The organism is Halorubrum zhoui (assembly GCF_051194155.1).
Classification (GTDB): Archaea; Halobacteriota; Halobacteria; order Halobacteriales; family Haloferacaceae; genus Halorubrum.
In genome coordinates this window covers 140,155-165,525 of sequence record NZ_JBLZNJ010000002.1, presented here as the reverse complement: position 1 = coordinate 165,525, position 25,371 = coordinate 140,155, and the positions used below count along the sequence as shown (strand labels likewise).

General features: G+C 68.2%; 27 protein-coding genes and 1 tRNA gene. 8 read left to right on the top strand and 20 right to left on the bottom strand.

What is annotated here, in order from left to right:
• Window positions 1-21 precede the first annotated feature (21 nt).
• Window positions 22-594 carry a response regulator transcription factor gene (locus ACNTAO_RS02540; protein WP_435160382.1) on the bottom strand — a complete coding sequence of 191 codons (573 nt, stop codon included), beginning with the start codon at window positions 592-594 and terminating at the stop codon, window positions 22-24.
• A 154-nt stretch (window positions 595-748) separates the two neighbouring features.
• On the opposite strand from ACNTAO_RS02540, the gene ACNTAO_RS02535 reads away from it, so the two are divergent.
• Complete coding sequence (locus ACNTAO_RS02535; protein WP_435160381.1) at window positions 749-1,093, top strand: ArsR/SmtB family transcription factor; 345 nt, start codon at window positions 749-751, stop codon at window positions 1,091-1,093.
• Window positions 1,094-1,511: 418 nt separating this feature from the next.
• On the opposite strand, the gene ACNTAO_RS02530 is transcribed toward ACNTAO_RS02535, so the two are convergent.
• The 10 genes from ACNTAO_RS02530 to ACNTAO_RS02485 all read right to left on the bottom strand — a co-directional run bounded on the left by ACNTAO_RS02530 (window position 1,512) and on the right by ACNTAO_RS02485 (window position 12,675).
• Window positions 1,512-3,125, bottom strand: coding sequence for an ATP-binding protein (locus ACNTAO_RS02530; protein ID WP_435160380.1), 1,614 nt, complete (start codon window positions 3,123-3,125; stop codon window positions 1,512-1,514).
• Between the two features lie 84 nt (window positions 3,126-3,209).
• Window positions 3,210-4,742: a TrkH family potassium uptake protein gene (locus ACNTAO_RS02525; RefSeq protein ID WP_435160379.1), complete on the bottom strand. Its 1,533-nt coding sequence runs from the start codon at window positions 4,740-4,742 to the stop codon at window positions 3,210-3,212.
• Between the two features lie 114 nt (window positions 4,743-4,856).
• The gene (locus ACNTAO_RS02520) at window positions 4,857-6,365 is read right to left on the bottom strand and encodes a TrkH family potassium uptake protein (protein ID WP_435160378.1); all 1,509 of its coding nucleotides are present in this window, start codon (window positions 6,363-6,365) and stop codon (window positions 4,857-4,859) included.
• A gap of 1 nt (window position 6,366) precedes the next feature.
• Complete coding sequence (gene trkA, locus ACNTAO_RS02515; RefSeq protein WP_435160377.1) at window positions 6,367-7,704, bottom strand: Trk system potassium transporter TrkA; 1,338 nt, start codon at window positions 7,702-7,704, stop codon at window positions 6,367-6,369.
• A gap of 98 nt (window positions 7,705-7,802) precedes the next feature.
• Window positions 7,803-8,048, bottom strand: coding sequence for a YhbY family RNA-binding protein (locus tag ACNTAO_RS02510; RefSeq protein WP_435160376.1), 246 nt, complete (start codon window positions 8,046-8,048; stop codon window positions 7,803-7,805).
• Window positions 8,049-8,115: 67 nt separating this feature from the next.
• Complete coding sequence (locus tag ACNTAO_RS02505) at window positions 8,116-8,640, bottom strand: DUF5797 family protein (protein WP_435160375.1); 525 nt, start codon at window positions 8,638-8,640, stop codon at window positions 8,116-8,118.
• Window positions 8,637-9,935: an Asp-tRNA(Asn)/Glu-tRNA(Gln) amidotransferase subunit GatA gene (gene gatA / locus ACNTAO_RS02500; RefSeq protein WP_435160374.1), complete on the bottom strand. Its 1,299-nt coding sequence runs from the start codon at window positions 9,933-9,935 to the stop codon at window positions 8,637-8,639. The genes ACNTAO_RS02505 and gatA overlap by 4 nt, the downstream gene beginning before the upstream one ends.
• A complete protein-coding gene (gatC, locus tag ACNTAO_RS02495) occupies window positions 9,935-10,249 on the bottom strand; it encodes an Asp-tRNA(Asn)/Glu-tRNA(Gln) amidotransferase subunit GatC (RefSeq protein WP_435160373.1) in 315 nt (104 codons plus the stop codon). The genes gatA and gatC overlap by 1 nt, the downstream gene beginning before the upstream one ends.
• Window positions 10,250-10,305: 56 nt before the next feature.
• Window positions 10,306-12,012, bottom strand: coding sequence for a hypothetical protein (locus tag ACNTAO_RS02490; RefSeq protein WP_435160372.1), 1,707 nt, complete (start codon window positions 12,010-12,012; stop codon window positions 10,306-10,308).
• Between the two features lie 144 nt (window positions 12,013-12,156).
• Entirely contained in the window at window positions 12,157-12,675 is a 519-nt protein-coding gene (locus ACNTAO_RS02485; protein WP_435160371.1) for a hypothetical protein, read from the bottom strand.
• 136 nt (window positions 12,676-12,811) lie between these two features.
• Between ACNTAO_RS02485 and ACNTAO_RS02480 the strand changes: the two genes are divergently transcribed.
• Together ACNTAO_RS02480 and ACNTAO_RS02475 are read left to right on the top strand one after the other, a co-directional pair.
• Window positions 12,812-13,087 carry a cytochrome C oxidase subunit IV family protein gene (locus ACNTAO_RS02480; protein WP_435160369.1) on the top strand — a complete coding sequence of 92 codons (276 nt, stop codon included), beginning with the start codon at window positions 12,812-12,814 and terminating at the stop codon, window positions 13,085-13,087.
• Window positions 13,088-13,164: 77 nt separating this feature from the next.
• Complete coding sequence (locus ACNTAO_RS02475; RefSeq protein WP_435160368.1) at window positions 13,165-13,914, top strand: GNAT family N-acetyltransferase; 750 nt, start codon at window positions 13,165-13,167, stop codon at window positions 13,912-13,914.
• Between the two features lies 1 nt (window position 13,915).
• Here the strand turns inward: ACNTAO_RS02475 and ACNTAO_RS02470 are convergent, their stop codons facing one another.
• Window positions 13,916-14,905 (bottom strand): NAD-dependent epimerase/dehydratase family protein, encoded by a 990-nt coding sequence (locus ACNTAO_RS02470; RefSeq protein WP_435160367.1) that lies wholly within the window; start codon window positions 14,903-14,905, stop codon window positions 13,916-13,918.
• 93 nt (window positions 14,906-14,998) lie between these two features.
• On the bottom strand, window positions 14,999-15,142 hold the full coding sequence (locus ACNTAO_RS02465) for a hypothetical protein (RefSeq protein WP_435160366.1): 144 nt from the start codon (window positions 15,140-15,142) through the stop codon (window positions 14,999-15,001).
• 92 nt (window positions 15,143-15,234) lie between these two features.
• On the opposite strand from ACNTAO_RS02465, the gene ACNTAO_RS02460 reads away from it, so the two are divergent.
• Window positions 15,235-15,771 (top strand): DUF7575 domain-containing protein, encoded by a 537-nt coding sequence (locus tag ACNTAO_RS02460; protein WP_435160365.1) that lies wholly within the window; start codon window positions 15,235-15,237, stop codon window positions 15,769-15,771.
• A 33-nt stretch (window positions 15,772-15,804) separates the two neighbouring features.
• Here the strand turns inward: ACNTAO_RS02460 and ACNTAO_RS02455 are convergent, their stop codons facing one another.
• Window positions 15,805-16,464: an alpha/beta hydrolase gene (locus ACNTAO_RS02455; protein WP_435160364.1), complete on the bottom strand. Its 660-nt coding sequence runs from the start codon at window positions 16,462-16,464 to the stop codon at window positions 15,805-15,807.
• A gap of 226 nt (window positions 16,465-16,690) precedes the next feature.
• Between ACNTAO_RS02455 and dph2 the strand changes: the two genes are divergently transcribed.
• Complete coding sequence (dph2, locus tag ACNTAO_RS02450; protein ID WP_435160362.1) at window positions 16,691-17,734, top strand: diphthamide biosynthesis enzyme Dph2; 1,044 nt, start codon at window positions 16,691-16,693, stop codon at window positions 17,732-17,734.
• A 49-nt stretch (window positions 17,735-17,783) separates the two neighbouring features.
• Here the strand turns inward: dph2 and ACNTAO_RS02445 are convergent, their stop codons facing one another.
• Window positions 17,784-18,233: a TIGR00725 family protein gene (locus ACNTAO_RS02445; RefSeq protein ID WP_435160360.1), complete on the bottom strand. Its 450-nt coding sequence runs from the start codon at window positions 18,231-18,233 to the stop codon at window positions 17,784-17,786.
• Between the two features lie 91 nt (window positions 18,234-18,324).
• On the opposite strand from ACNTAO_RS02445, the gene ACNTAO_RS02440 reads away from it, so the two are divergent.
• The 3 genes from ACNTAO_RS02440 (at window position 18,325) to ACNTAO_RS02430 (ending at window position 22,683) form a co-directional block, all read left to right on the top strand.
• Window positions 18,325-18,984: an HAD family hydrolase gene (locus ACNTAO_RS02440; protein ID WP_435160359.1), complete on the top strand. Its 660-nt coding sequence runs from the start codon at window positions 18,325-18,327 to the stop codon at window positions 18,982-18,984.
• Window positions 18,985-19,038: 54 nt separating this feature from the next.
• Window positions 19,039-20,211 (top strand): MFS transporter, encoded by a 1,173-nt coding sequence (locus ACNTAO_RS02435; protein ID WP_435160358.1) that lies wholly within the window; start codon window positions 19,039-19,041, stop codon window positions 20,209-20,211.
• A gap of 78 nt (window positions 20,212-20,289) precedes the next feature.
• Entirely contained in the window at window positions 20,290-22,683 is a 2,394-nt protein-coding gene (locus tag ACNTAO_RS02430) for an ATP-dependent DNA helicase (RefSeq protein WP_435160357.1), read from the top strand.
• Between the two features lie 4 nt (window positions 22,684-22,687).
• Here the strand turns inward: ACNTAO_RS02430 and ACNTAO_RS02425 are convergent, their stop codons facing one another.
• From ACNTAO_RS02425 to rpl18a, 5 genes are all read right to left on the bottom strand, one after another.
• Window positions 22,688-23,299, bottom strand: coding sequence for a translation initiation factor IF-2 subunit beta (locus tag ACNTAO_RS02425; protein WP_435160356.1), 612 nt, complete (start codon window positions 23,297-23,299; stop codon window positions 22,688-22,690).
• Window positions 23,300-23,383: 84 nt separating this feature from the next.
• Window positions 23,384-23,458: transfer RNA gene (locus tag ACNTAO_RS02420), tRNA-Met, on the bottom strand.
• A gap of 93 nt (window positions 23,459-23,551) precedes the next feature.
• A complete protein-coding gene (ftsY, locus tag ACNTAO_RS02415) occupies window positions 23,552-24,700 on the bottom strand; it encodes a signal recognition particle-docking protein FtsY (RefSeq protein ID WP_435160355.1) in 1,149 nt (382 codons plus the stop codon).
• 3 nt (window positions 24,701-24,703) lie between these two features.
• Window positions 24,704-25,156: a prefoldin subunit alpha gene (gene pfdA, locus ACNTAO_RS02410; RefSeq protein ID WP_435160354.1), complete on the bottom strand. Its 453-nt coding sequence runs from the start codon at window positions 25,154-25,156 to the stop codon at window positions 24,704-24,706.
• Window positions 25,156-25,332, bottom strand: coding sequence for a 50S ribosomal protein L18Ae (rpl18a, locus tag ACNTAO_RS02405; protein ID WP_435160352.1), 177 nt, complete (start codon window positions 25,330-25,332; stop codon window positions 25,156-25,158). Before rpl18a ends, pfdA begins: the two co-directional genes overlap by 1 nt.
• Window positions 25,333-25,371: the final 39 nt, after the last annotated feature.

Below are 25,371 nucleotides of genomic sequence, written 5' to 3'. Positions count from 1 at the left end.
GCGACCGTGCGATCCGCCGGGTCACGCCAGCGTCCGGTCGACGGCCTCGAACTCCGTCAGGACCGTCTCGTCTTCGAGCAGTCGCCGCACGCGTCGCTCTAAGCGGTCCGCCTTCTCGCGTATCGCCTCGTCCTCGCCGGAGCCCGTCGGCTCACCGGACGGCGTCTGTGCCGACAGCACGAGCTCCGTCGACTTCACTCGGAAGTACTCGCCGAGCGTCTCGTAGGCGAGGATCTGTCGTTGCTGGTCGACGACCGACCGAACGTCCGCGCGGTCGATCGGCTTACAGAGGTAGTCGTCGAACGGCAGGTCGACCACGTTCACGTCTGGGTCGACCGCAGTCACCATCACGACCCGGCCTGCGAACTCGCGGTCGCGGAGCGTCGCGAGCACGTCGTCGCCGGAGACGTCGGGCATGTGTCGATCGAGGAGCACGACGTCGACCACGCGGTCGTCGACTGCGGCGAGCGCCTCACGGCCGCCGTACGCGGTCGTCACAGCACACACGTCGCGAAGCCGGAGCGCGTAGGCGTCGGCGACCTCCTGTTCGTCGTCGACGATTAGCACCCGAGGCTCTGTGTCTGTGTCCGGCATACTATCGCGTGTTCGTCGGTTCGGTCGGGAGTCCGTTAAGTGGTTTCGGTGACCGCGAGCGTCGGCGGCCGTCTGCATACGCAGACGCCGCGCGTGTCGCCCGTCTGGATAGTGAGCCTCGCTACCCATGTGGGTTCGAACACACGACTCGTGTATGGCTGCAGGCCACGCACTGACGCGCCGCCGTACCGAGTCGTCCGACTCACCGCCGTCTCCCGAGGCCCTCCTCGACCTCCTCGGTGACGCGTACACCCGACGCGTCTTCGAGGCCGTATCCGAGCGCCCCCGCGGGGGTCGTGCCGTCGCCGACGTGGCCGGCGTCTCGCGGGCGACTGCGTATCGCCGGCTCAACGACCTCGAGGACGCCGGGCTCGTCACGAGCGAACACCGGCTCGACCCGGACGGTCACCACCGCGACCAGTACGTCGCCGTCGCCGAGCACCTCTCCGTCTCGCTCGACGGCGGCAGCATCGACGCGACGCTCGAGGCCGATCGCTGACGCCGCACCGCCGACGAGTCGGCACCGTCCGCGTCGTTGCGCGCGACGAAACACACGCTGCAGGTATATGTGACGTCCACGCGGAGTAGTCGGCACCCGTCGTCGAACACGACGGGTTACAGCCCCCTCGTCTCCGATGCCGGGCACCCTCCCCCGGCACACTCTCGGTGGCTCCCCCGGTACGCTCCCGGCGACTCCCCCAGTACGCCCCCGGCGACTCCCCCGGTACGCCCCCGGCGACTCCCCCGGTACGCCCCCGGCGATTCCCCCGGTAGGCTCGTCGTGGCCCTCCACAGAGGCACCGGGGACCCGCCAACACGCTCCCCTGCTGACGCTGTCTACGCGGTGCCACCGAGAGTCACCGCCTGGACGACCGTTCGCCGCCTTGCGTCGTGAACCCCCGACGCCCGGGCACGCGTCACGCCCCTGGTAGCCGAATCTCGACGAGCGTCCCGTCCGTCGTGTCGAGTCGTAGCTCGCCGCGGATCGCTGTGACGGCCCACTTCAGCTCCCACAGCCCGAGCCCGACCGTGTGGTTCAGCGGCGTCTCTTCTCCCGTCCGAAGCGACTCGAGCGTGTCTTCGGGGATCCCCGGTCCGTCGTCTGCGATTCCGATGCGGTAGCCGGACGCCGTCGGGTCGATCTCGAGTTCGACCGTGGTGTCTGCGTTGGCCAGCGCGTTGTCGAGTGCGCTCTCGACGGCACTCGTGATCGCCCGGTCGTTCGTTCTCACCACCGCCGTCTCGGGTAGCTCGGTCGTCACTGCGACGGCCGTCTCGTCCGCCGTGCGGTCGAGGGCGCGTTCCACGACCGCGGTGAGGTCGACCCGCTCGATGGTGTCGTCGGCCTCGATACAGCGGTCGATCCGGCGGGCTCGCTCGCCGAGCGCCGCTATCTCGTCTCCGGCGGCGCAGATGGCCTCCCGCCGATCGCTCGCGGCCGCCGGGAGCGCCTCGGCGTGGCTCTTGATCACGTCGACCTGGTTCCGGAGGTTGTGTCTGAGCACCCGGTTCAGCACCGCGAGTCGCTCCCGTCTGCGCTCCCGGTCGGTCACGTCTCGAAAGCTCAACACGGTCGCCAGTTCGTTTCCGGCCGGATCCCGCACGGTCGACAGCTGTGGGTCGTACCGCCGGGTGCCGTCGACGGTGGTGAGTTCGACCGTGGTCGCCTCGCCGAGCGCGTCGCGCTCGTGGCCGACGACGTCGCGCAAGGTCGCGTCGACCGATCCGTCCGGCGTCGCCGTGAGGGTCTCGACGGCCGTTCGATTCTGCGTGATCACCTGTCCGTCCGGGTCGACCACGAACATCGGATCGTCGGTCTCATCGACGAGGGCGCTCTCACCGAGGGTGCCGGCCGCCGGCATCGACTCGAATAGGTCGTAGCGGTACCGGGCGGCGGCGAACCCGCCGGCGATCACGACCGCCCCGCCGGCGAACGCTCCCTCCTGTGTCGGCCCCCGCACGGCCAGCGACCCGAGGTTCCACAGGAGGAGCGAGCCGATCGGGACGGCCGAGAGTGCGATCCCCTGTCGTTGTGAGAGGTGTCTGTAGCCGCTCGTCTGCCGGAGCAACAGATAACACCCCGCGACGACGAGCGAGAGCACGTACGCGAACACGACCGTCGCGGCGTACCTGGTCACGACGGCGGGGACGTCGAGCCCGCTCATCTGGACGCCGACCCGCACGGGAACGAGCAGGACTGGCGCGGTGAGCGCGAGCGTCCACCGACGGCTGATCGTCGGCCAGGTTCCGGTGTACCGCAGGGCGAAGACGATCCACGGCGCAGCCGCGAGGTTCCACGTCACCAGGAGGACGAGCGGCCACAACTCACTCGGGCCCCGGACGGCGAGAAGCGCCGGCGAGAGCCCGGCGAGTGCGGCGACCACACAGCCGCCCCCGAAGGTGCCGGCTACGACCGCCAGCGCACGACGACCGAGCCGGTCGGGCGGTCGGTGTACCGCGTACGCGAACCGACACAGCCACCCCCCGACGAGGAGTCCGACGACGAGCAACCCGCTACCGAGGGGAGTCATGTCTCGTCGTTGTGGCCGGCGTGGGATACGGTTGCTGGTCGACCGCGTCGGCGATGACACCGGTGCCCGCACGGCCGAGTCCGGTCACTCCTCGAGTCCAGCGACGAAGAGCGCCAACACGGGCACGATCTCGAGCCGCCCGATCCACATGAGGAACACCATGAGGAGCTTCGTCGTGCTCGGGAGGAACTCGTAGCTCCCGAACGGCCCGAGCGGACCGAGCCCCGGACCGATGTTGCCGATCGTCGCGAGCGACGCGGCGGCCGCTTCGGTTCCAGAGAGCGGTGTCCCCGCCCGCGCCGTGTCGAGTTCGATGAACACGGCCGCGAGCGCGAACAACAACAGGTACAACAGCGTGAACGTGAGGATGCCGCGGACGACGTCCTCGTCAACCACCGACCCGCCGAGCCGGACCGGCCGCACCACGTCGGGGTTTGCCGTCGTGTACAGCTCCCGCCGGAGCGTCTTGAACAGGATGAGCCACCGTATCACCTTGATCCCTCCGCCGGTCGAGCCCGCGGATCCGCCGATGAACATCGCGAACAGTAGTAGAAACTGGGTGTGGGTCTCCCACTGTGCGAAGTCAGCGGTGGCGAATCCCGTCGAGTTGAGCAGCGAGGCGATCTGGAACACGCCCTGTCTGAGTGCGGTTCCGGCGACGCCCTCCGTGACCCCGCCGAGTTCGGTCGGTGGCGCACCACCACGGTACAGCGCGGCGACGAGGACGCCACTCATCGCGACGACAGCACCGAGGTAGACGCGAAACTCCGTGTTTTCGACCAGCGCGTCGACCTCGTCGCGGAAGACGTACCAGAACAGCGCGAAGTTCACGCCGGCGAGCACCATGAACGGGACGAACGCCCACTGGACGACCGGCGAGAAGGCGGCGATGCTGTCTGCCTCCGGCGAGAAGCCACCCGTCGGCAGCGTCGAGAAGCCGTGTGCCAGCGCGTTGTACGCCGTCATGTTCGGGGCTACTCCGACGAGGTGTAACGCGTACAGCACGACGACGAAGAGCAGCGTGACGCCGACGTAGAGCACCCACAACACCCGCGCGGTCTCGGCGATGCGTGGGGTCAGCTTCTGCAGCTCCGGGCCGGGGGCCTCAGATCGCATGAGTTGGGCTCCGTTGACGGCGAGCTCCGGGAGGATCGCGATCATCAGGACGATGATCCCCATCCCGCCGAGCCACTGGGTGAGTTGTCGCCAGAGCAACACCGCGTGCGAGTGGTTCGCCACGCCGAGTTCGGCGGTCGCCGTCGCGCCCGTGGTGGTGAACCCGCTCATCGACTCGAACAGCGCGTTCACCGGGTGAGCGAGCGCCGAGCCGTCGCCGTAGCCGGCGAGTACGTACGGCACGGCACCGACGACGGCCGCGGCCAGCCAGGCGAGCGCGACGACCGCGAGCCCCTCGCGCGGCCCCAGGTCAGGCTCCGGGTCGACCCGCTCGAGGGCGGCGCCGAGGGCGATCCCCGTCGCCATCGCCGCCGCGAACACCCAGACGTCCTCGCCGTAGATCACCGCCGTGAGGAGCGGGAGTATCATCGCCGCCGAGAGGTACTTGACGACGCTCCCGACGTAGCTGAGCGTCGCGCGGCTGTCGATGGTGCGTGTCATCGTCGTCACCCCCGAGCGAGGAAGTGACGTATCGTGTCCGCGGGCCGGATAAGTAGCCGTCGATACGCGCCGTTCGCGCCGGTGGTGAGGCGAGCCGTCGCGACGATCGCCCGGTCACGACGTCCAGAATGCCCTGGTGAACAACACGAGTACGGGGACGATCTCGATCCGGCCGATCCACATGAGGACGATCATCACGCCGCGGGTCGTCATCGGAAACGTCGCGAAGGTGCCGTACGGGCCGGCGTCGCCGAAGGCGGGACCGATGTTGAGGAACGTCGTCGCCGCGGCACCCATCGCCTCGAACTCCGAGACGCGCGATCCGGCGCGCTCGGCGTCGACGACGATCACGACGGTGAGCGCGAAGACGAACACGATGCTCACCAGGAGGTACGCGTAGATGTCGCGGATGGTGCGTTCGTCCACGGGTTCTCCGGCGATGCGAACCGGCCGGACCGCGTCCGGGTGAATAGCGGTGTACAGGTCGCGTCGGAACGTCTTCAGTGCGACGAGCCATCGGAGCGACTTGATCGAACACGTCGTCGACCCAACCATCCCGCCGACGAACATGCCCGCGAACAGCAGGTGTTTGGCCGCGGGCGCCCACTCGACGTAGTCGATGCTCGCGTAGCCCGTCGTGGTCACGATAGAGACGACGGTGAACACCGCGTGTCGCAGCGTCGCCTCGGTGCCGAGCGTCGTCGACGGGTCGAGCGTGATCGAGACGGCGACGAGCGCCGCGAGCGCCGCGATCACGCCGAGGTAGAAGTGGAACTCCTCGTTTCGAAACAGCCGCATCGGCTCGCCGGTGAGCGCGAGGTACAACAACACGAAGCTCGTCGAACCCACCAGCATGAACGGGACGACTGCCCACTGCACGATCGGGTGGAACGCCCCGACGCTCTGCGGCTCGGGTGAGAAGCCGGCGGTCGCGACCGAGGTGAACGCGTGTGCGACCGCGTTGTACGGCCCCATCTGCGGGTCGACGGCGAGCCCGAGTGCGAGGTAGGTGAGCGCCGCGAGCAGCGTGAGTCCGAGGTAGAGCCCCCAGATGAGCTGTGCCGTCTCCGATATCTTCGGCGTGAGCTTGTCCACGTCGCGGGTCTGTGACTCCGTCTCCATCAGCTGGGCGCCACCGACGCCGAGCTCGGAGAGCACCGCGGTCGCGAGCACCAGGATACCGAGCCCCCCGAGCCACTGGATCACCTGCCGCCACATCAGCACCGACCGCGAGTGGACGCCGAAGTCGACGAGGACGGTCGCTCCGGTCGTCGTCAACCCACTCATCGACTCGAACAGCGCGTTCACCGGGTGTGCGACCGTCCCGACGCCGGCGACGACGAAGGGGATCGCCCCGACACAGGCGACGAGGAGCCAGACGAGCGACACCGCGAGAAACGCCTCTCGCGGGCCGAGCGTGCCGTCGGCTCCCGCGAGGTGCCGACAGGCCCCTCCGAGCGCGAGCGTGACGGCGATGGTCACGAGAAACGGTGCGAGCGACTCGCCGTAGTACAGCGCGACGACGACCGGGATCAAAAGCGGAACCGCGAGGCCGCCGAGGACGTCGCCGAGGAGGCTCACGCTCGCCCGCCAGTCGACGCGAATCCGCGATCTGTCCGCCATCTCACGCCAGCGAGGCGATCTCGCTCACGCCTGCGGTGTCGACGAGGAGCACCACGTGGTCGCCCGGGCGGAGTACGGTGTCGCCTCGGGGGGTCACGAGTTCGCCGTCGCGGGTGATCGCGCCGATGACGAATCGAACGTCGATCGACTCCACCAGGTCGGCGACCGGCTGCCCGACCAGCTCACACCCCTCCGTCAGCTCCAGTTCGAGCACCTCGGCGCGGTCGTTCTCGAGGACCGCGATGTTCTCGGCGATGCTCTCGTAGGTGAACCGGGTGATCTCCTCTGCGGTGACCGTCCGGGGGTTGATCGCGATGTCGATCCCGATCTCTTCGAACACCGTCACGTAGTCCGGGCTGTCGACGACCGCGATCACGCGTTCGACGCCCATCCGCTTCGCGAGCACGGAGACGAGGAGGTTCTTCTCGTCGGAGCTGAGCGCGGTGACGACGATGTCTGCCTCGTCGACGTGTTCGCGCGCGAGAAACTCCGCGTCCGTCGCGTCGTGTTCCATCACGATCGTGTTCGGGAGGTCCTCGGCGAGCGACCGCGCTCGCTCGCCGTCTCGCTCGATGAGCCGCGGACGAAACGCCCGTTCTTCGAGCAGCCGTGCGGTCTGGTAGCCGATCTCGCTGCCGCCGACGATCACGATCTCGTCGGCCCGGTCCGGCGTCGCCTCGGGTGCCACGTCCGTCGCGAACAGGTGAACGCTCTCGGGACTCCCGATCACGACCGCCCGGTCCGCAGCACAGATGACCGTGTCACCGCGGGGAAGCACCATCTCGTCGTCGCGGAAGATGCCGACGAACGTCAGCGACTCGAATCGGTCGGCCTCGGCGACGGTCTGGCCCGCGACGGGGCTCTCCTCGGCGATCTCGAACTCGGCCATCTGGACGAGTCCGTTCGCGAACGGGTCGACGTCGATCGCCGACGGGAGGCCGATAACGCGGACGATGTTCTCTGCGGCCTGGAGGTCGGTACACACCATGAAGTCGACGCCGAAGGCCCGCTCTGCGGCCTCCCACGTCCTGAGGTACTCGGTGCTCTTGACGCGCGCGATGGTGAACGCGTCACCGAGGGTCTTCGCGGTCCCGCAGGTGACGAGATTGGTCCGGTCGTCGTCGGTACAGGCGATGAGCATGTCCGCGTCGCCGACCGCAGCGGTCGTCTGCACGTCCGCGGTCGTGCCGTCGCCCGCCACGGTGAGCACGTCGAGCTCGTACTTGAGCTGTTCTGCGCGGTCTGCGTCGACGTCGATCACGACGACCTCGTGGTCCGCGGCGAGGCTGGCGGCGATGCTCGTCCCGACCTCACCGGCACCGACGATGACCACGTCCATGCCCCAGACACCGGGCGGACTCACTAGTCGGTTACTATCGGTGACGCCGGCTGCCGCACCGGTGTCGGCGACCGGATCGTCACCGACTCGGCCGGCGATCAGTGAAAGACAGCCGTGTTCCCGCGCGTCTCGATCAGGTCGGCCCCGGCGTCTGCGGCGAGCGCGTCGGCCAGCTCGTCGGTGGTCGTGCCGCCGCGGGCGGCACGCAGAAACTTCACCTTCACGAGTCGGCGCTCGTCGAGCTGGTCCGCGAGCTCGTCGACGACGGCCTCGACGCCGGCTTTACCAACCCACACGGTGACGTCAACGTCGTGGGCCTCCTTTCGTAGCTGTTGGTCGGTCATAGCCGGTGTAGCCGCTCGTCGGCATTCAACCTTGAGATTCGGTCGTCGGGCGGCACCGAGGCGGCCCTCACTCGCCGGTCGTCTCCTCGTCGCTAACGGCGACCTCGACCGCGTCTCGGTCGACGGCGAGCCGGAACGTCGGCACCGTCCGGTACTCGACGTCGACGACGTTCTTGCGCTCGAGCCGTCGGAGCGCCCGTCGAACCGCCCCCGCCTCGGGGTCGACGTCGAACGCCTCACGGAGCGCCGAAAGCACGCTCACCACGGACTGTGACCGCTCGTCGGGGCCCGCGACGACTTCGAACACCTGCGCTTCGAGCCGCGGAACCGAGATCCGGTCCGGCGCGTCGCCCCGGGCGACCGCGTCCGCTTCGATCCCGGGTTCGACGTCGACGAGGTCGTTCGCCTCGGCCGTCGCGCGGATCAGACTGTCGTCGTCGCGGTAGTAGTACTCCTTCAGGTGGTCTTCGAGGTAGCGGTGGACCGCGCTGCCGCCGTCGACGCCCCAGGCGTCCTCGAGTTCGGCGTTCTTCGTCGGCTGGAGCCGCACCACGTCGGCGAGGCGGTCCAGCTCCTCGTCCGTCAGACTCATTCACCCTCGACTGCGCTGGCCGCACGAATCACGGTCGCCTCCTCGAAGGCGGGACCGACGAGTTGGAGCCCGACCGGGAGCCCGTCGGCCTCGCCCGCCGGCACCGAGATCGCCGGCAGGTTCGCGAGGTTCACCGGCGTCGTGTTCGCGTCGGCGAGGTACATCCGCAGCGGGTCTTCGAGGCTCTCGCCCAACTCGAACGGGAGTACCGGCATCGTCGGCGAGGCGATCACGTCGACGGTCTCGAAGGCGGCCTCGAAGTCCTGGCGAACCCAGGCGCGGGCGTCCTGTGCTTTCGCGTAGTACTCGTCGTGATACCCCGCAGAGAGCGCGTACGTCCCGAGTAATATACGGCGTTTGACCTCGGCGCCGAAGCCCTCCTCGCGGGTCGCCGCGAACGACTCGTTCCAGTTCCCGTCGGCCTCGGCGCGGTGGCCGTATCGCACCCCGTCGAACCGTGCAAGGTTCGAGGAGGCCTCCGACATCGCGATCACGTAGTACGCTTCGACGGCGTGTTCGACCGACGGAAGCGAAATCGTCGTCGTCGTCGCGCCCGCCGCGACGAGGTCGTCGATGGCCGCCTCGACCGTCTCGACCACCCGCTCGTCGGCGCCGTCGAACAGCTCTGTGGGGACTCCGATGGTCAACCCTTCGACGTCACCGTCGGCCGCCGCAGCGTAGTCTGTCGAGACGTCGCCGTCCGTTGTGGCGTTCGGGTCGCGGGTGGTCCCGTCGTTCGGATCCGGCCCGGCGATCACGTCGAGGACGGCGGCGGCCTCCGCGACCGTCGGGGCGATCGGTCCGATCTGTTCGAGCGAGTTGGCGTACGCGACGAGTCCGTACCGCGACACCAGTCCGTAGGTGGGTTTGATCCCGACGACCCCACAGAACGCGGCCGGACACCGCACGGAGCCGCCCGTGTCGGAGCCGAGCGCGACGTCTGCCTCGCCGGCCGCCACCGCCGCCGCCGAACCGCCGGAGGACCCGCCGGGGACGCGCTCGGGGTCGGCCGGGTTCCGGGTTGGACCGAACGCGGATGTCTCCGTAGTCGTCCCCATTCCAAACTCGTCCATGTTGGTCTTGCCGACGATTCGCGCGCCCGCGTCGGTGAGCCGCTCGACGACCGTCGCGGAGTACGGGGGGACGTAGTCGGCGAGCATGTCCGAACCACAGGTCGTCGCGACGCCCTCGGTCGAGATGTTGTCTTTCACCGCGACCGTCGTTCCCGCGAGCGGGCCGTCGTCGTCGCCGTCGATTGACGCCTCGGTGATGAACGCGTTGTAGTCGACGGCCATCACGACACCTTCGGACCGACGAAGAAGCCGTCTTCGGTCTCCTCGGCGTTCGCGAGCGCCGCCGACTGGCTGAGGCTCTCGTCGACCTCGTCGGGGCGCATTACGTTCACGAGTGGCTCTTCGCGGTCCATCTCAGGAACCTCATCGAGCGCCGCGAAGGCGTCGAGGATCTCCGCAAACTGTTCGGCGAACAGCTCGCGTTCGTCGTCGTCGAGGCGTACGCGGGCCAGTTCCGCGACGTGTTCCACCTCCGCGGGGTCGACGACCGACCCGTCATCGCTCGTGTCGTCGGGGGCGTCCGACGTCTCTGTCATACGTGTCGGTACGACGGCCCGAGAGTAAGGGTTTCGGAACGTCGAACGCGAGCCGCTCAGCTCGCGTCTTCTCGCAGCCACCCGACCGCGTACGACCCCAGCCGATAGAGCGAGTAGAGGACGGAGACGCCGGCGACCACCACGCCGAGGACCGCTGCGGCGATCACGGGCGCACTGGCCGGGTCGTTCAGGTCGGGGTCGGTGCCACAGCTCCCGCACCCGTCGTCACTACACGAGCCACAGCCCCCGTCGTCGGCCGCCGTCTCTGCGGCGTCGAGGGCGTCTTCGAACGCGTCGATCCGGTCGCGGTCGACCTCCCGGTCGGCCGCCGCCGCGGTGGGCTCGCCGAGCTCGGTCGTCGACTCGGTCGAATCGACGGGCGATTGCGACCCACCGCTGGCCCGTCGCTCGACGAGGTCGGCCGCCGACGCGTCGGTCGCAGACCCGCTGGCCTCCGGCGTAGCGTCGTTCGCCTCGGTCGTTCCAGACGACCCTCCCTCGTCGCTCACGGCGGCCGGTTCGACGTCGTCGGGAGCGAACGACGGGTCGTCGAACGTCGCGGGCGCATGCGTGTACAGCCCCTCGAGTCCGGACTCGATCGCCGCCTGGTCCTGATGTCCCTCGGCGAACGACGCGAGCTCGTCGGCCATCGACCGTGCGCGCTCGCCATGATTCGCCTCCACGTACGCCCGAGCGGCATCGAACATCGCCCGGCCGAGCCAGTGGTCGAACACCGGATTCTCGTAGGTGTCGGCGAGCTCCCTGAGCCGCTCCAGTCTCGCCTCGCCCGTCTCGACGTCGCCGTCGAAGAACGCGGCTCGGCCGGCGAAGAACGTCGCGACGGCCAGCCACGTCGCGCTCGTCGGCGTGCCGATCGCCTCGTGGTGTTCGGCCGTCTGGCGCGTCCAGTGGTCGACCCGAGAGACGTCGGCGGCCTCGAAGCCGGCGCGCGCCGCGTTGGCGGTCGCCATCGGAAGCCACTCCCGGATCGCCGCCTCACGGGCCGGGTATCCCTGTGCGAGCGCCTCGATTCGGGCGATTCGCCCCTCGATCGCCTCCACGGCCCCTCGGTCGGCGTCGCGGTTCGTCCGTCCGGCGAGCACCCCGGCGTAGCCCGCCGCGACGTCCGCGTCCGGGTGACGCTCGAACAACGTCTCGGCGCGCTCGAGTCGGTCGATCGGGTCGTTGTCACCCGCAGTCTGTTCGGCATCGCCCGTTTCGAGGTGTCGCTCCGCGTGAGCGTAGCCCGTGAGCAGCGACGCGGCGACGTCGGGGTCCGGGTGAGCCTCGTACGTCGCCTCCAGTCGCTCACACAGCGGCCCGACCCGGTCGAGTCGTCCCGCCTTCGCGTTCGCGTGGATCGTCTCTGCGGTCGCTCGAGCCAGTGGGGCCGCGATCGCCGGCACGCTCCGGTCGTCGTAGAGCGCCTCGATCCGGTCGCGATACTCGCCGATTCGGTCGGGCTGGATGCTCGTCTCGTAGACGTCGTCGCGGTCACGGACGGCGGTCGCATTCGCGAGCGCGGTCGCGAGGTGGACGTCTACTTCGGTCTCCGGGTGAGCCGCGTGGAGTCGTTCGAGTCTCGACAGCGCGTTAGTCTCGGCGTGGAAGTCGCCGCGAGCGCCGTACGCGTCGGCGAGCGCGACAAGCGCATCGGTGAGGCGTGCACGCTCGTCTGCGGTCAGGTCCGACGGCGAGGCGTCGTCAAGCGCGCCGATCTGCGCCTCAAGCTCGCCGACGGAGCGGGTGTCGGTGTGTGACATCTGTCGTTGCGTCACCAGTTGGGACCGACCGTGGTAAACGCTCGGCTTCGACCAACGACGACGGCGACGGCGACTCCCGAGCGCCCGTCTGCGACATCTAAAGAAAACAGCGAGAGTTCCACGGGTCACCCGACCCGTGGTCGTTTACCGCAAACACGACCACCTGACGTCGACGAGCCGGTCGTGTTCGTCGAGGACGGTCGGGCGCGCGAGGTGGTCGTTGGCGTCGACGCCACGCGCGGCGAGCGCGGACAGCGCCTCCGCCAGGCTCCGGTCGGACCGCGTTGCTGTGGGGTCTCTCACGTACGGGACCGACCGCGGCTCGGCCTCCGTGTTGGTCGTCTCGATCCGGTCGGTGAGGTCGCTCCCGAAGGCCCGCGGCGGCTGGTGGAACGTCCACCCCCGCACGTCGACGAGAAGCCAGACGTCGCCGTGAACCGCGTGATACTCGCCGGAGACCGCCGAGGGGTCGCCGACGACGATCCGATTCAGCACGCGCGTCTTGGTCCGATAGAGGGCGTCCTTTCGCGCCGACTGCACGTTGCTCTCGGTGACGTCGCCGCGCTCGTAGGCGGCCGTCGCCTCGTCTGCGAGCCGCTTTGCGGCCTTGTTCACGACGTAGAGCGATTCGAGCAGGTCGTCGGTTGGGTCGAGCGGATCCACGTGACTCGGTCGGGGAGGGTGCCGCGACCACCGACATGTACGCACGAGCCGATCATAGCCGTTTCGCTCTCGACACGGGGGCGCGTCGTCGTGCAGATGGATACATCTTTAACGGCGTGTCTCGATTAGTTCTGCAATGGCGTCCGACTCAGTCAAACTGTACTCGGCCATCTACCTCGCGCTCCTGCTCGCCGCGGTGATCAACTTCGTCCTCTTCGAAGTCGAGTTCTTCGAGTTCACCTACCAGCAGGCGTTCGCCGGCACGATGGCGCTCTCGGTCGTCAAGACGGGACTCATCATCGCGTACTTCCAGCACCTCCGGTGGGAGAACCGCTCGCTCACGTACCTGCTCGGGCTGGCGTTCGCACTGACGATGCTGCTGATGGCGGCGGCCGCGTACTCGATCTCCTGACGCGTTCGGTCGGGGGCCGTGTTCCACCGGCGACGACGGTGGGGTGACTTTTTGTTCTCACGCCGTGATGGCGGCGTATGGAGATCCGCGCTGCGACCGCGTCGGACGTCGAGTCGATTCGCGAGGTTGCGCTGGCGTCGCTCTCGGCGTCGTACGGGCACGCGGTCGGTGAGCCGCTGCTCAGAGAGGCGGTCGAGAACTGGTACGGAACGTCCGACCTCGGCGATACGATCGCAGACGAGACCACCGTCTGTCCCGTCGCGACCGTCGACGGAGACGTCGTCGGCTTCGCCGAGAGCTACGTCGTCGACCGCCGCGAACGCGTCGGCGAGATCGACTGGCTCCACGTCCACCCCGAGCACCGCAACGCCGGTATCGGCTCGCGCCTGCTCGAACACGTGGAACGCGCGCTTCGCGACCGCGACGTCGACGCCATCGAGGGAACCGTGCTCGCCGACAACGAGGTCGGCACCGCGTTCTACGAGCGAGAGGGATACGACCCTGCCGGCGAGCGAACCGTCGAGATCGGGGGCGAAGCGTTCGACGAACAGCACTACCGAAAACAGATCGAAGCGACCGGCGGGCTCACCGCCGGCGTCTACGAGACGGCCGACGGCGAGACGGTCCACGTCGACTTCGAGGCCGGTGAGCGGGGCTCGCTCGCGCCGTTTTACGCCGCCTACGCCGACGCCGACCACACCGACCGGTACGGCTACCTCTGTGGCAACTGTGAGGGGACGAGCGTCGCGGTCGACACGATGGACGCTATGGAGTGTCTCGACTGTCCCAACCGTCGCAAGCCGGTGCGGTGGGACGCGGCGTACTGAGTCACTCTCCTGCCGCCTCGAGCACCAGCTCCTCGGCGTCGCGACCGGGGTCCCACTCGTGCCCGTCGCGGTCGGCCGCCCGGTGATCCGCGACCGTCCGGCGCATCGCCTCGCGCACGGGCGTCGACTCCCACCCGAGGTCGGCCAGTGCGCGCGTCTCGAGGAGGTGCGGGTACTCGCGATAGAGGACGAAGTCCGTCGCTGTGAGTCCACCGGCGGCGAGCGCCTCGGGACCGGCGGGGACGATCGTGCAGTCGGCGTCGGCGACGGCGGCGACCGTCTCGAGCGTCTCCGCGAGCGTGAGCGCCCGCCGGTCACCGACGTTGTACGCCGACCCGGGCTCGCCGCGCTCGGCGACGATCCGAAGCGCGCTGGCGACGTCTGCTACGTACGCCCGGTGCCAGAGGTTTTGTCCGTCGCCCGGAACCACGACGCGGTCGTACGTGAGTACGCGGTCGATCCAGTAGTCGAGCCGCTCGGTGTAGTCGTGTGGCCCGTAGACGATACAGGGACGAACCGCAGTCGCGGCGACACCGTCCTCGGCGGCGGCGAACACGGCGCGGTCGCCCGCCGCCTTCCGGTTCCCGTAGGTCGCGTCGCGTTCGTCGACGGCCTGTACCGGGGTGCACGACTCGAGTGGTGTCACGCCCTCGCGTTTTGGCACGTGTTCTGCGCCGTAGGCCGCCCCGGAGGAGACGTACACGTAGGCGTCGACGTCGGCGAAGATCGTCATCGCCGCCTCGACGTCGGCCGGGCGGTAGGCCACACAGTCGATCACGACGTCGGGGTCGACGGCGTCGCGTGCGGCCGTGAGGTCCGCGTCGACCGTTCGGTCACCCGTCACGTGGTCGACGCGGTCGTCATCGGCGAACGGGTTCACGTGGGTCCCCCGAGTCAGCGTCGTGACGGCGTAGCCGTTCGCCGCCAGCTCCTCGACCGTGTGTCGGCCGATGAAGCGGGTCCCGCCGACGACGAGTGCGGTGTCGGTCATGCACCCCCTGTGTAGAGCGACGGCAAAAGCGTGTCCGAACCGGACCGTTCGACCCGTCGAGAGAATCCCGATCACGGCGTGGCCGAGCGCCACTCACGTCTCGTCGTCGCGCGGGCCGCTCCCGCGCCATCGCCGGTAGAGCAGGTACGCGACGACGAAGCCGCCGCCCCAGTACACCACGGCGTAGAGGGCGATGCGGAGTCCGGTGAGCAGTTCGGTCGTCGGGATGGCGACCATACCGTCCGTCGACGCCTCCGGCGTATAAGCACACCGAGAGCGGATGCCGAGAGAGGGACAACTACAGGATACCACGGCTCGTACGTCGACTCATGAGCGACCCTCGCCGACGGCGACCCTGGCTCGCCGTGCTGCTAGCGATCGTCATCTCTGGACTCGGCCACGCGTACCTCCGCCGGTGGGCGCGGGCGTTCGGGTGGTACGCGGCGATCACGGCCGTGTTGATCCTCTTCGTCCCCGAGCCGGCGGTCGACCAGCTGCTCGCGCGGGAGTCGCCGCCGCTCGCAGACATCGCCCCGGGGCTGGCCGTGGTCGCCGCCAGCGTCATCGATGCGTACGTGCTCGCGGTCCGCAACAACCGCCGGTACGAGGAGTCCGAGGCAGATCGAGCGGCCGATGGTGCCGACTCGGTCGCGGAGCCCGTCGACGAGACGGCTCTGACCGGCCTCGCGGATCGGCTCCGTGGCCGATCGACGACGACCGTCTCTGCCGCGTCGGCGTCGAACGCCTCGGCTCCGGGGTCGGCGTCGACGACGGTCGAGTGTCCGCACTGTGGCCGTGAGACGGACCCGACGCTCGACTTCTGTCACTGGTGTACTGAGGCGCTCGGTGCGGCCGACGGCGAGTGAGTCGTCGGGACCCCCGCTCGACGCGCGTCGCGTTCACGACATCGACGACTCCACGAACGCCACCACGTCTGTGAGCTCGTCGCGACCGATTCCGTGTCCGGTCGGGTACGTCTCGTGGGTCACGGCCGCGCCGAGGGCCGTCAGCCGATCGGCAGCCGCAGCGCTTCGGTGTGCGGGGATCACCTGGTCGTCGTCGCCCGCGCCGACGAAGACCCGCCGCCCCTCGACATCGGAGGGTTCGAGCGCGCCGTGTGAGTCGGGGAGGTACCCGTGGAGTCCGACGACCCACGCGTAGCGCGACGGCGACTCGAGCAGCAGCGAGAGGCTCGTGATTGCGCCCTGGCTGAACCCGAGCAGTCCGAGTCGGTCGGTATCGAGGTCGTAGGCGTCTACGGCGCCCGCGATGGCGTCTTCGACGAGTCGCAGACTACGCTCGAAGTCGGCCGGATCCGGTTGACTCTGGTGTAGCCCGCCGGCCGAGAGGTCGAGATCGTACCAGGTGTACCCGCCCTGTAACGGATCTGGTGCGCGGAGGCTCACGACGTGGAGTGACTCGGGCAGCGACGCGGCCACCGGGAGGAGGTCCCGTTCGTCTGCGCCCCGACCGTGGAGGACGACCACCGCAGGGGCGGGCGCTCCATCGGTCGGTTCGTCGGGCCGCACGTGTACGTGCTCCAGCGGGAGCTCAGGCATACACGGCCGTTCGTGACTCCACGAGATGTATCCGTCGGGTCTACTCGACCGCCGGCCACGCTCGGCCATCGAGGTACCCCGTCCGTCGTCTGTCGGGGCGGTGACGTGATCTGCCGGGGAATGTACCGTGCTCGCCGCACGTTTTGCGATAGCGTAACCGTGAGTGGGTACACCAGCCGCCGTCGAACGCGTCGCTTAACCGTCCAGCCCCGCAAGCCGGGATAACATGAGTCGCGGGTCGACAGAGGGTGACCTCACCAAGACGGGGATGTCGCTGAAACACGACCGAGAGTGGGACTACGAACTCGACCGGATCGTCGAGGCGATCGAGACGCGAGACGCGACGAAGGTCGGGCTCCAGTTTCCGGAGGGGTTGAAACGCCGTGGACCGAGCGTCGCCGACGACCTCCGGGCGGTCGCGCCAGACGACGTGACGTTCATGCTCTCCGGGCAGCCGTGTTACGGCGCCTGCGACCTCGACACGTACCTGATGCGACGAACCGACGTCTTCGTGCACTTCGGACACACCCCGATGAAAGAGTCCGACAGCATCGTCTACGTGCCGCTGTTTTCCAACGTCGACCCCTTCCCGATCATGGAGGAGTCGCTCGAGGAGCTGCCCGACCCCGACGACGACCCAGACGTCGGTCTCGTGACGACGGCACAACACATGAACCGCTTCGAGGAGATGACCGACTGGCTCGAGACCCGCGGCTACGAGGTCCACACGCGGCGGGGCGACGACCGGCTCACGAAGGAGGGACAGGTGCTCGGCTGCAACTACGCCTCCGCGGACATCCCCGCAGACCAGGTGTTGTACGTCGGCGGCGGGAAGTTCCACCCGGTCGGACTCGCGATGGAACACCCCGAGAAGACCGTCGTCATCGCCGACCCGGTGAACAACGTCGTCACGATCGCCGAACACGACCAGTTCCTCAAACAGCGGTACGCTGCGGTCCACAAGGCGATGGACGCACAGAAGTGGGGCGTGATATTCTGTACGAAGATCGGCCAGGGCCGGTGGGAACAGGCCCGCGAGATCGTCGACGCCAACGACGACGCCTACCTGATCACGATGGACGAGGTGACCCCGGACCGCCTGCGGAACTTCGACATGGACGCGTTCGTCAACACCGGCTGTCCACGGATCACCACCGACGACGGACCGCGCTTTCACAAACCGATGTTGACGCCCGGCGAGTACGAGGCCGCGATCGGCGAGAAGCCGCTCGACTCCATCGAGTTCGACACCTTCCACGACACCTGGTAGCTGGCCTACATCGCGGCCGGAGAGACGAACGAGTTTCCACCGCGATCCGTCAGTCCACTCGGACCGACGCTTCGACGTAGTCGACGGCCGCCGCCGGCGACGCCACGGCTTCGACTCCGTCGACAGCGTGCGTCCCGATCCCCGCAACTGGGCGACCGTGTGCGAGTGCGAGCCCGATCTCCGAGAGCGTGCCGTGGGCGCCCGCGACCGCGATCGCCGCGTCGCCGTTCAAGACCACGAGCGCGTTCCGCGCGTGCCCCATGCCGGTCGCGATGGGAACCGTCACGTGTTCGTTCGCGTCCGTTCGGTGCTCGCCCGGCAGGATGCCGACCGTCTCGCCACCAGCCTCGCGAGCTCCGTAACACACTGCCTCCATCACGCCCCCAAGTCCACCACAGACAACCGTATGTCCTCGCGACGCGAGCTCGCTCCCCAACAGCCTCGCCGTGTCTGCAGTCTCGTCGGTGGCCGTACTGCCGCCGATGACGCTCACGCGCATACCGCTTTTCGAGCCACTGGTGTCATAAATCGTCCTGAAACACGGGGTCGCCGACTGAAACCCTTTTAACATTTGAGGGAGGATATCGCGTATGAGATACGATACCGTCGTCTTCGACAACGACGGTGTTCTCGTCGGCCGCACGCGTTTTGACGTCCTCCGGGAGGCGACCCGGGACGCGTTCACGGAGTGCGGCGTCGACGACCCGGACCCGGACGACGTAGAGCAGATGACGATCGGTGCGACGCCCGGAAGCGTCGGGACCGTCTGTCAGACGTACGACCTCGACCCCGGCAGCTTCTGGCGCACCCGCGACGACGTGGTCTCGCGTGCCCAGCAGGCAGAAGCACGCGCGGGACGCAAGACGCCGTACGACGACCTCGGAACGCTCGCGGACCTCGACGTAAAGATGGGGATCGTCTCGTCGAATCAGCAGGCGACCGTCGACTTTCTCGTCGACCACTTCGACGGCTTCGACCGATTCGGCGCCGCGTATGGGCGCGAGCCGACGATCCACAGCCTCCAGCTGCGAAAGCCGAACCCACACTACCTCGAGCAGGCACTCGGTGACCTCGACGCCGACTCCGCGCTCTTCGTCGGCGACAACGAGTCTGACGTGAAGGCCGCCGAAAACGCCGGCGTCGACTCCGCGTTCATCCGCCGCCCGCACCGCCGAAACTGGGACCTCAACGTGTGGCCGACGTGGGAGATCGAGGCGCTCGACGACCTCTTCGACGTCTGTGGCGTGTGAGGCGGTCGCGACACTGGTCTGTTCGGTGACCGGCCCGAACCGACGGGTGTGTGCGTGACCCGACGAACTTTCGGTACGCTCTGTGGGCTGGTGTTCTTGATCAACCTCGGTCGCGTCTCGTTCGCCCCGCTCGTCCCGACGATCGGCGCTACCTTCGACGCAAGCCCGGCAGTCGTCGGGTCCGTCACGACACTCGTGTGGGTCGGATCAGCCCTCCCGCGGATCCCGGTCGGGTACCTCCTCACCCGCGTCCCGCGTCACTACGTCGTGTTGGGGTCCGGCGTCGCGCTCGCGCTCGCAGCGGCGTTCACGAGCGGCGCTGGCTCGATCCGTGCGCTCCAAGCCGGCGCGTTCGCCATCGGACTGTCGTCGGGTGCGTACTTCGTCGCTGCCGTTCCACTCGTCGCCGAGTTGTTTCCGACCGGTCGCGGCCGGGCCATCGGGATTCACGGCGCGGCGAGCCAGCTCGCGGCCGTCGTCGCCCCGGGCGTCGTGGTCGCCGTCTTGGTCGTCGCCGGATGGAACGACGTCTTCCGGCTGCTCGCCGTCGCCGCGCTCTGTGTCACCGCGGTGTTGCTCGCGGTGCTTCGACGACGTCCACTTCCGGAGAGCGCCGGTGCCGACCGCAACTTCCGCGCCGCACTCACCCACTGGCGGATCGTCCTCCTCGTGGTGGTGGTCGTCGCGGCCCCCGGGTTCGTCTGGCAGGGCGTGTTCAACTTCTACGTGACGTATCTGACCACGGTGAAGGGGGTCTCCGGTGGACTCGCAAACGGCCTGCTCACGGTCGTCTTCGCCGCCGGCCTCCCGGCGTTCTGGTTCGGCGGACAGCTGGCCGACCGGCTTCCACACGTCCCGTACCTGATCGGCATCCTCGTCTCGTTCGCGGCCGCACTCGGACTGCTCGTCGCCGTCGAGTCGGTCCCGGCGCTCGTCGTCGCGACGGCTCTGCTCGGGGTCGTCGTCCACGCGATGTTTCCTGCAGCCGATACGTTTCTCCTCGACTCGCTGCCCGCAGACGTGCGTGGCAGCGCGTACGCCGTCTTCAGCGGGGTCGCCCTGTTGCTCGAATCTGCCGGGAGCGGTGCGCTCGGGCTCGCCGTCGAGCGCGTGGCGTTCGACACCGCGTTCCTCGGCGGGGCCGCGGCCGTCCTCGCGCTCGCCGTCGGACTCGTCGTCGTCGCCGCGAGCCGAGGCCTCCCTGGCCAGCGCGGCGTCGGGTCGTGAGTCGAGACGAGTGGTCCTCACCCGACCACACGGGCGGCCCGGTGAACGTTTATCCCAGATGAGGCACAACCCGGACCAGTGACGAACGACCCGAGTTGGACCGACGTCTTCGGCCACCCGACGCCGTACCCCGAGCAGGTCGACGGCATCGAGGCCGCTATCGACGCCGCCGAAGAAGGTGGGTTCCTCGCGCTCGAAGGCGCGTGCGGCACGGGTAAGACAATGCTCTCGTTGACCGCAGGCATCGATCGCGTGCGCGACCCCGACTCCGCCTTCGAGCGCGTGTTCGTGCTCACCAGCGTCAAACAACAGCTCCGCCAGTTCGAGTCCGACCTCGAGACGATCAACGCGAACCTCCCAGCGCGCGCCGACCCGGTCTCCGGCGTCACGCTCGTCGGAAAAGCCGACGTGTGCCCGTACGCCCGCGAGAGTCGAGCCGGTATCGACCGCGGGACCGTGTACGAGCGGTGTGACGGGCTCCGCGAGCGCACCCGCAACTTGATCGGCGACGACGGCACGACGACGGCCGGCGCGCTCTCGCGCGCGGCGCGGAGCCGGCAGGTTGGACTGGCGGACAGCGGGCGTGGCAGCACCGACACGTCGTCCGACTTCCTCGCCGTCGACGGCGAGCCCACCCCGTACCCACCCGAGACGGAGACGCACGGGGACACCGAGTTCTGCCCGTTCTACGCCGGGTACCTCGAAGACCTGCCGGAAGACGGCGAGGGGCCGGAGGCAGCGGTTCCGTTCGAGTACGAGACACGCGGCCACGTCGGTCCCGACGAACTCGTCCGGCTCGCCGCGAGTCACGGCTCGTGTCCCCACTCGGTGATGGGTGCGCTCGTGCCGGCCGTCGAGGTCGTGATCGGCAACTACTACCACGCGTTCGACCCCGTGACGACCACGACGTTCACCGGGGCACTCCTCGACGAGTCGACGTTCGTCGTCTGTGACGAAGCGCACATGCTCGAGCCGCGCGTCCGTGACCTCGTCAGCGACCGCGTCGCCGACGCGAGCCTGCGCGACGCGGTGACCGAACTCACCCGCGTGATACAGCCACTGACCTTGAGCACAGACTCGTCCGATCCCGGCGACGACAGCGCGACCACCGGTACCGACCGGACCGAGACGGCTGCGGGTGCCGACGCCGAGACGATCCGTGCCGAACTCGCCGACGCCGACGTGACTCTCGAAGACCTCGAACGCGTCCGCGCGTTCTACGCCGACCTCCGTGACGAGCTCGACCGCCGGGTCACCGCTCACCTCGACGCGACGCGTCCGGACTGGCGCGCGTCGGGCAGTGACGAGACGGACCGCGACGTCCCGCTTCGGGACCCGACCGAGCCCGGCCGAGACGAGATTTCGAGGTGGGCCGAGCGCGCGGGCTACGGCGACCGGGTGTGGACGCGCGCACCAGCCGCGGGAGCATTCGTCGAGCGCGCGCTCGATGCGATCGCGGACACGGACGCACGCTACACCGCGCCGGGAGTCGGTCGGACGATCGCCGCGTGGTACCGCGAGGACCATACGACGTTCTTCAGGGCGATCCGCCTCGAGAGTACCCACGACGAGACGGCTCCCGCCGATTCGTGGCGACGGACCCACGCCGCGAGCCTCGCGCTGTACAACTGTCTCCCGAGCGCGGCGATCGGCGACCGACTCGCCGCGTTCGGCGGCGGCGTGCTGATGAGCGCGACGCTCGAGCCGATGGACGTCTTCCGCGAGGTGACCGGCCTCGACCACCTCGCGGCCCAGGGCCGACCCGTCGTCGAACAGACGCACGGACTGCCGTTTCCTCCCGAGAACCGGGCGAGTTTCGCGGTCGACGCACCGAAGTTCACCCACGCCAATCGCGGGGCGCCCGGTGAGGAGACCGAGACGCGACTCGCGTACGTCGACGCGACGGCGAGGGTCGCCGCGTGCGACGGCAACGTCCTGGTCGGCACCCCGAGTTACACCGAGGCGCGCTGGATGGCGACGGCGCTCGAAGAGCGACTCGATAAGCCAGTCCTCCTCGACGAGTCGTCGGACGACCGCGAGACGGAGTCGCTGAAGGCTTCGTTCTTCGAGGGAGGAGACAAGGTGTTGGTGACGAGCCTCCGTGGTACGCTCACGGAGGGCGTCGACTACAGCGGCGACCGGCTCGCCGCCGCGGTCGTCTGTGGCGTCCCGATAATCAACACCGAAGCGCCACGAACGAGAGCGGTGATCGCGGCGTACGACCGTCGGTTCTCCGAGGGCTTTGAGACGGCGCTCACCGTCCCGGCCGTCCGGAAGGCACGCCAGGCCGTAGGGCGCGTGATTCGAGGTGCAGACGAACGAGGGATCCGCGTGCTGCTCGACGCACGGTACGCCAGACGATCGTGGAACGACGTTCGCGGGTACGTTCCCGCCCACGAGCGCGAAGAGTTTCAGCCCGTCACTCCGGACATGCTCGAGGTCGCACTCGAGCAATTCGACGCCAGCGGGTGAGGAGCTACTGTTCGCGGCGGGCGAACGCCAGACTGCCCGAGACGTTCTTGATGTACGCTCGAACCGTCTCGCCCTCTTCGGCGCCGGGGACGAAGATCGTGTACTCCCCGCGTTCGGCGACGCCGTCGCCTTTCCGTCCGGTGCCGACGATCTCGAGCTCGTACGTGTTACCCGACTCGATAGCCTCCTCCTGGTGACTGGTGGTGCTCGTCGTCTGTTTGGCGACCGGTCTGAACGCCCCACACGCCTCACAGCGCAGCATCGGCGTCCGATTCTCCGTCTCCAGTCGGGTGTCGGGGAGCCCACACTCCGAGCAGGTGACGTACGACTCGATGTACGAGTCTATCGCCCCGGCGAAGTCGCGCTCGCGGAAGTTCCCGCTGTAGCGGGCGCGGCCGTCTTCGTACTGCCCGGCCGTCCCGAGCTCCTGTTGTATCTTCGAGTGAACGTGTTCCGGATCGCGACTCAGGGCGTCGGCTATCGCCGAGAGGTTGTTCAGGCGGGTGAACGCCCCGTCTTTTTGAATGTCTGGGTCTGGCACCGACAGCCGCTCGTCGGAGCCGTCGAAGTCGGGGACGGCCTCCATCGCGCGGTCGAGACTCGATTCGTACTCCATACAGCGAACACGACTGGCCGACTGAAATCGCTTCCGGGTCGGCGGGCGACAGCGCGCGTCACAAAATCGTACCGAACGAAGCCATAGCGGGAGGTAGATTTGAACTACCGATCTCCGGGTTATGAGCCCGGCGGAATCTCCTGGCTATCCCATCCCGCTATCATATACAACTCTCGGTGAACTGTTAAGGGTTCTGATCCCGCTGCCGGTGTGCGATTCGCTCCCGAGGAAGTCCAACGTGACGGGGCAAACTCACGTGCCGAGTAGGTCGTCGACGAGCGCCTCTGGGTCGAACCGTCTGATGTCGTCGTACCCCTGGCCAGTGCCCAAGAACAACACCGGCTTCCCCGTAACGTACGCTATCGAGATGGCCGCGCCGCCGGAGGTGTCAGCGTCGGCTTTCGTCAACACCGCGCCGTCTACTTCGGCCGCCGCGTCGAACTCACGGGCGCGGTTGACGGCGTCTTGACCGGCCACCGCCTCGTCGACGAACAGCGTTAGGTCGGGCTCTACGACACGATCGATCTTCTCCAACTGGCTCATCAGGTCGTCGCTCGTGTGTAAGCGGCCCGCCGTGTCGCCGAGCACGACGTCGACGTCGTTCGCAGCGGCGTACTCGACGGCGTCGTAGATCACGGCCGTGGGGTCGCCGCCCTGCTCGTGTGCGATCAACTCGCGGTCGAGCCGGTCTGCGTGCTCGGCGATCTGCTCGTTGGCACCCGCCCGATAGGTGTCGCCGTTCGCGAGCACCGAGGAGTAACCCCGATCGCCGAGCCACTGCGAGAGCTTGGCGATCGTGGTCGTCTTTCCGACCCCGTTCACGCCGGTGAACACGATCGTGACCGGCTTGTCGGCCTCCTCGATCCGTGTCTCGAAATCGAACTGTCCGACGCCGATCACCTCGAGGAGGGCATCGTGAAGCGCCTGCTCGACGAGCTCGCCGGTCGTCTCCACCTGACGTCTCGACTCGCCGAGCATCGTCTCGCGAACGGTGTCGAGGATCTGTTCGGCGACGCTCATCTCCACGTCGCTCTCTAAGAGCGCCATCTCGAGCTCCCACAGGGGCTCTTCGAGGTCCGCTTCCTCGATGATGATGCGCCCGGTCGCGAACGCCTTCGCCCGCTGGAAGGTACTCGGCTCGCTTCCGTCGGCCCCGTCGTCGCGTTCGTCGCCTCGATCGGGGGCCGGTGTCGACGACTCGTCGGCGGACTCGGTGTCGGCTGCGGCACCGGCCGAACCGTCGCGTCCGGCGGCGTCGCGTTCCGTCGGCTCGCCGTCGACGGCAGCCGCCACGGACTCACCGTCGGCCGTCGCTTCGGCACCGGTCGACGCGTCGACGTCGGCGGTCTCCTCGACGTCTTCGCGGAAGCTACGCAGTTTGTCTTTCAGTCCGTCGAACACGGCTCACTCCTCGTCGGCGTCCTGTGAGAGCTGCTGCATCTGCTGTTGTTGCATCTGCTGTTGCATCTGTTGTGCCTGCTGTTCGAGTTCGCTGCTCTCAGATTCGAGTTCGTCGACGGACGCCTGGGTCTCTTCGATTCGGTCGTCGAGGGCGTCCTGCTTGCGCCGAAGGACGTCGATGGCGTCGTCTTGTGGCTGTGTCGCGGCGTAGTTCCCGCCGAGTGAGACGACGATGTCGTCGATGTCTTCGATCGACGCGCGGACGTGAGCGCCGCCGCCGAGCGGCACCTGTACCGTCGACCCCGTCTCGAGCGTCTCGATCGCCTCGACGGCCTCGTCGATCTCCGTCTTTTCGCTCCGATACGATTCGATCTCGGCTTCGAGCGCCTCTATCTCCTGTTCGAGCGCCTGAAGCTGCTGGGAGAGCTGCTGAAGCTGCTGTTGACCGCCACCCATCACGCTGTGGACACCTCGTCTATCTCGATCTGCGTGCGCTTTCGGGCGTGTTGACTCCCGACGAGGGTGTAGATGCGCTCGCGGGCGAGCGACTCGCTTTCGGCGTCGACGTCTTTGGTGAACGGCTGGAAGCCGTCTCGGCTCTGGAACCGTCCGCTCACGGTGTACGTGCTCATGTCCACGACTGCGGTAGGGACAGGGAAGTATCTTCCTAA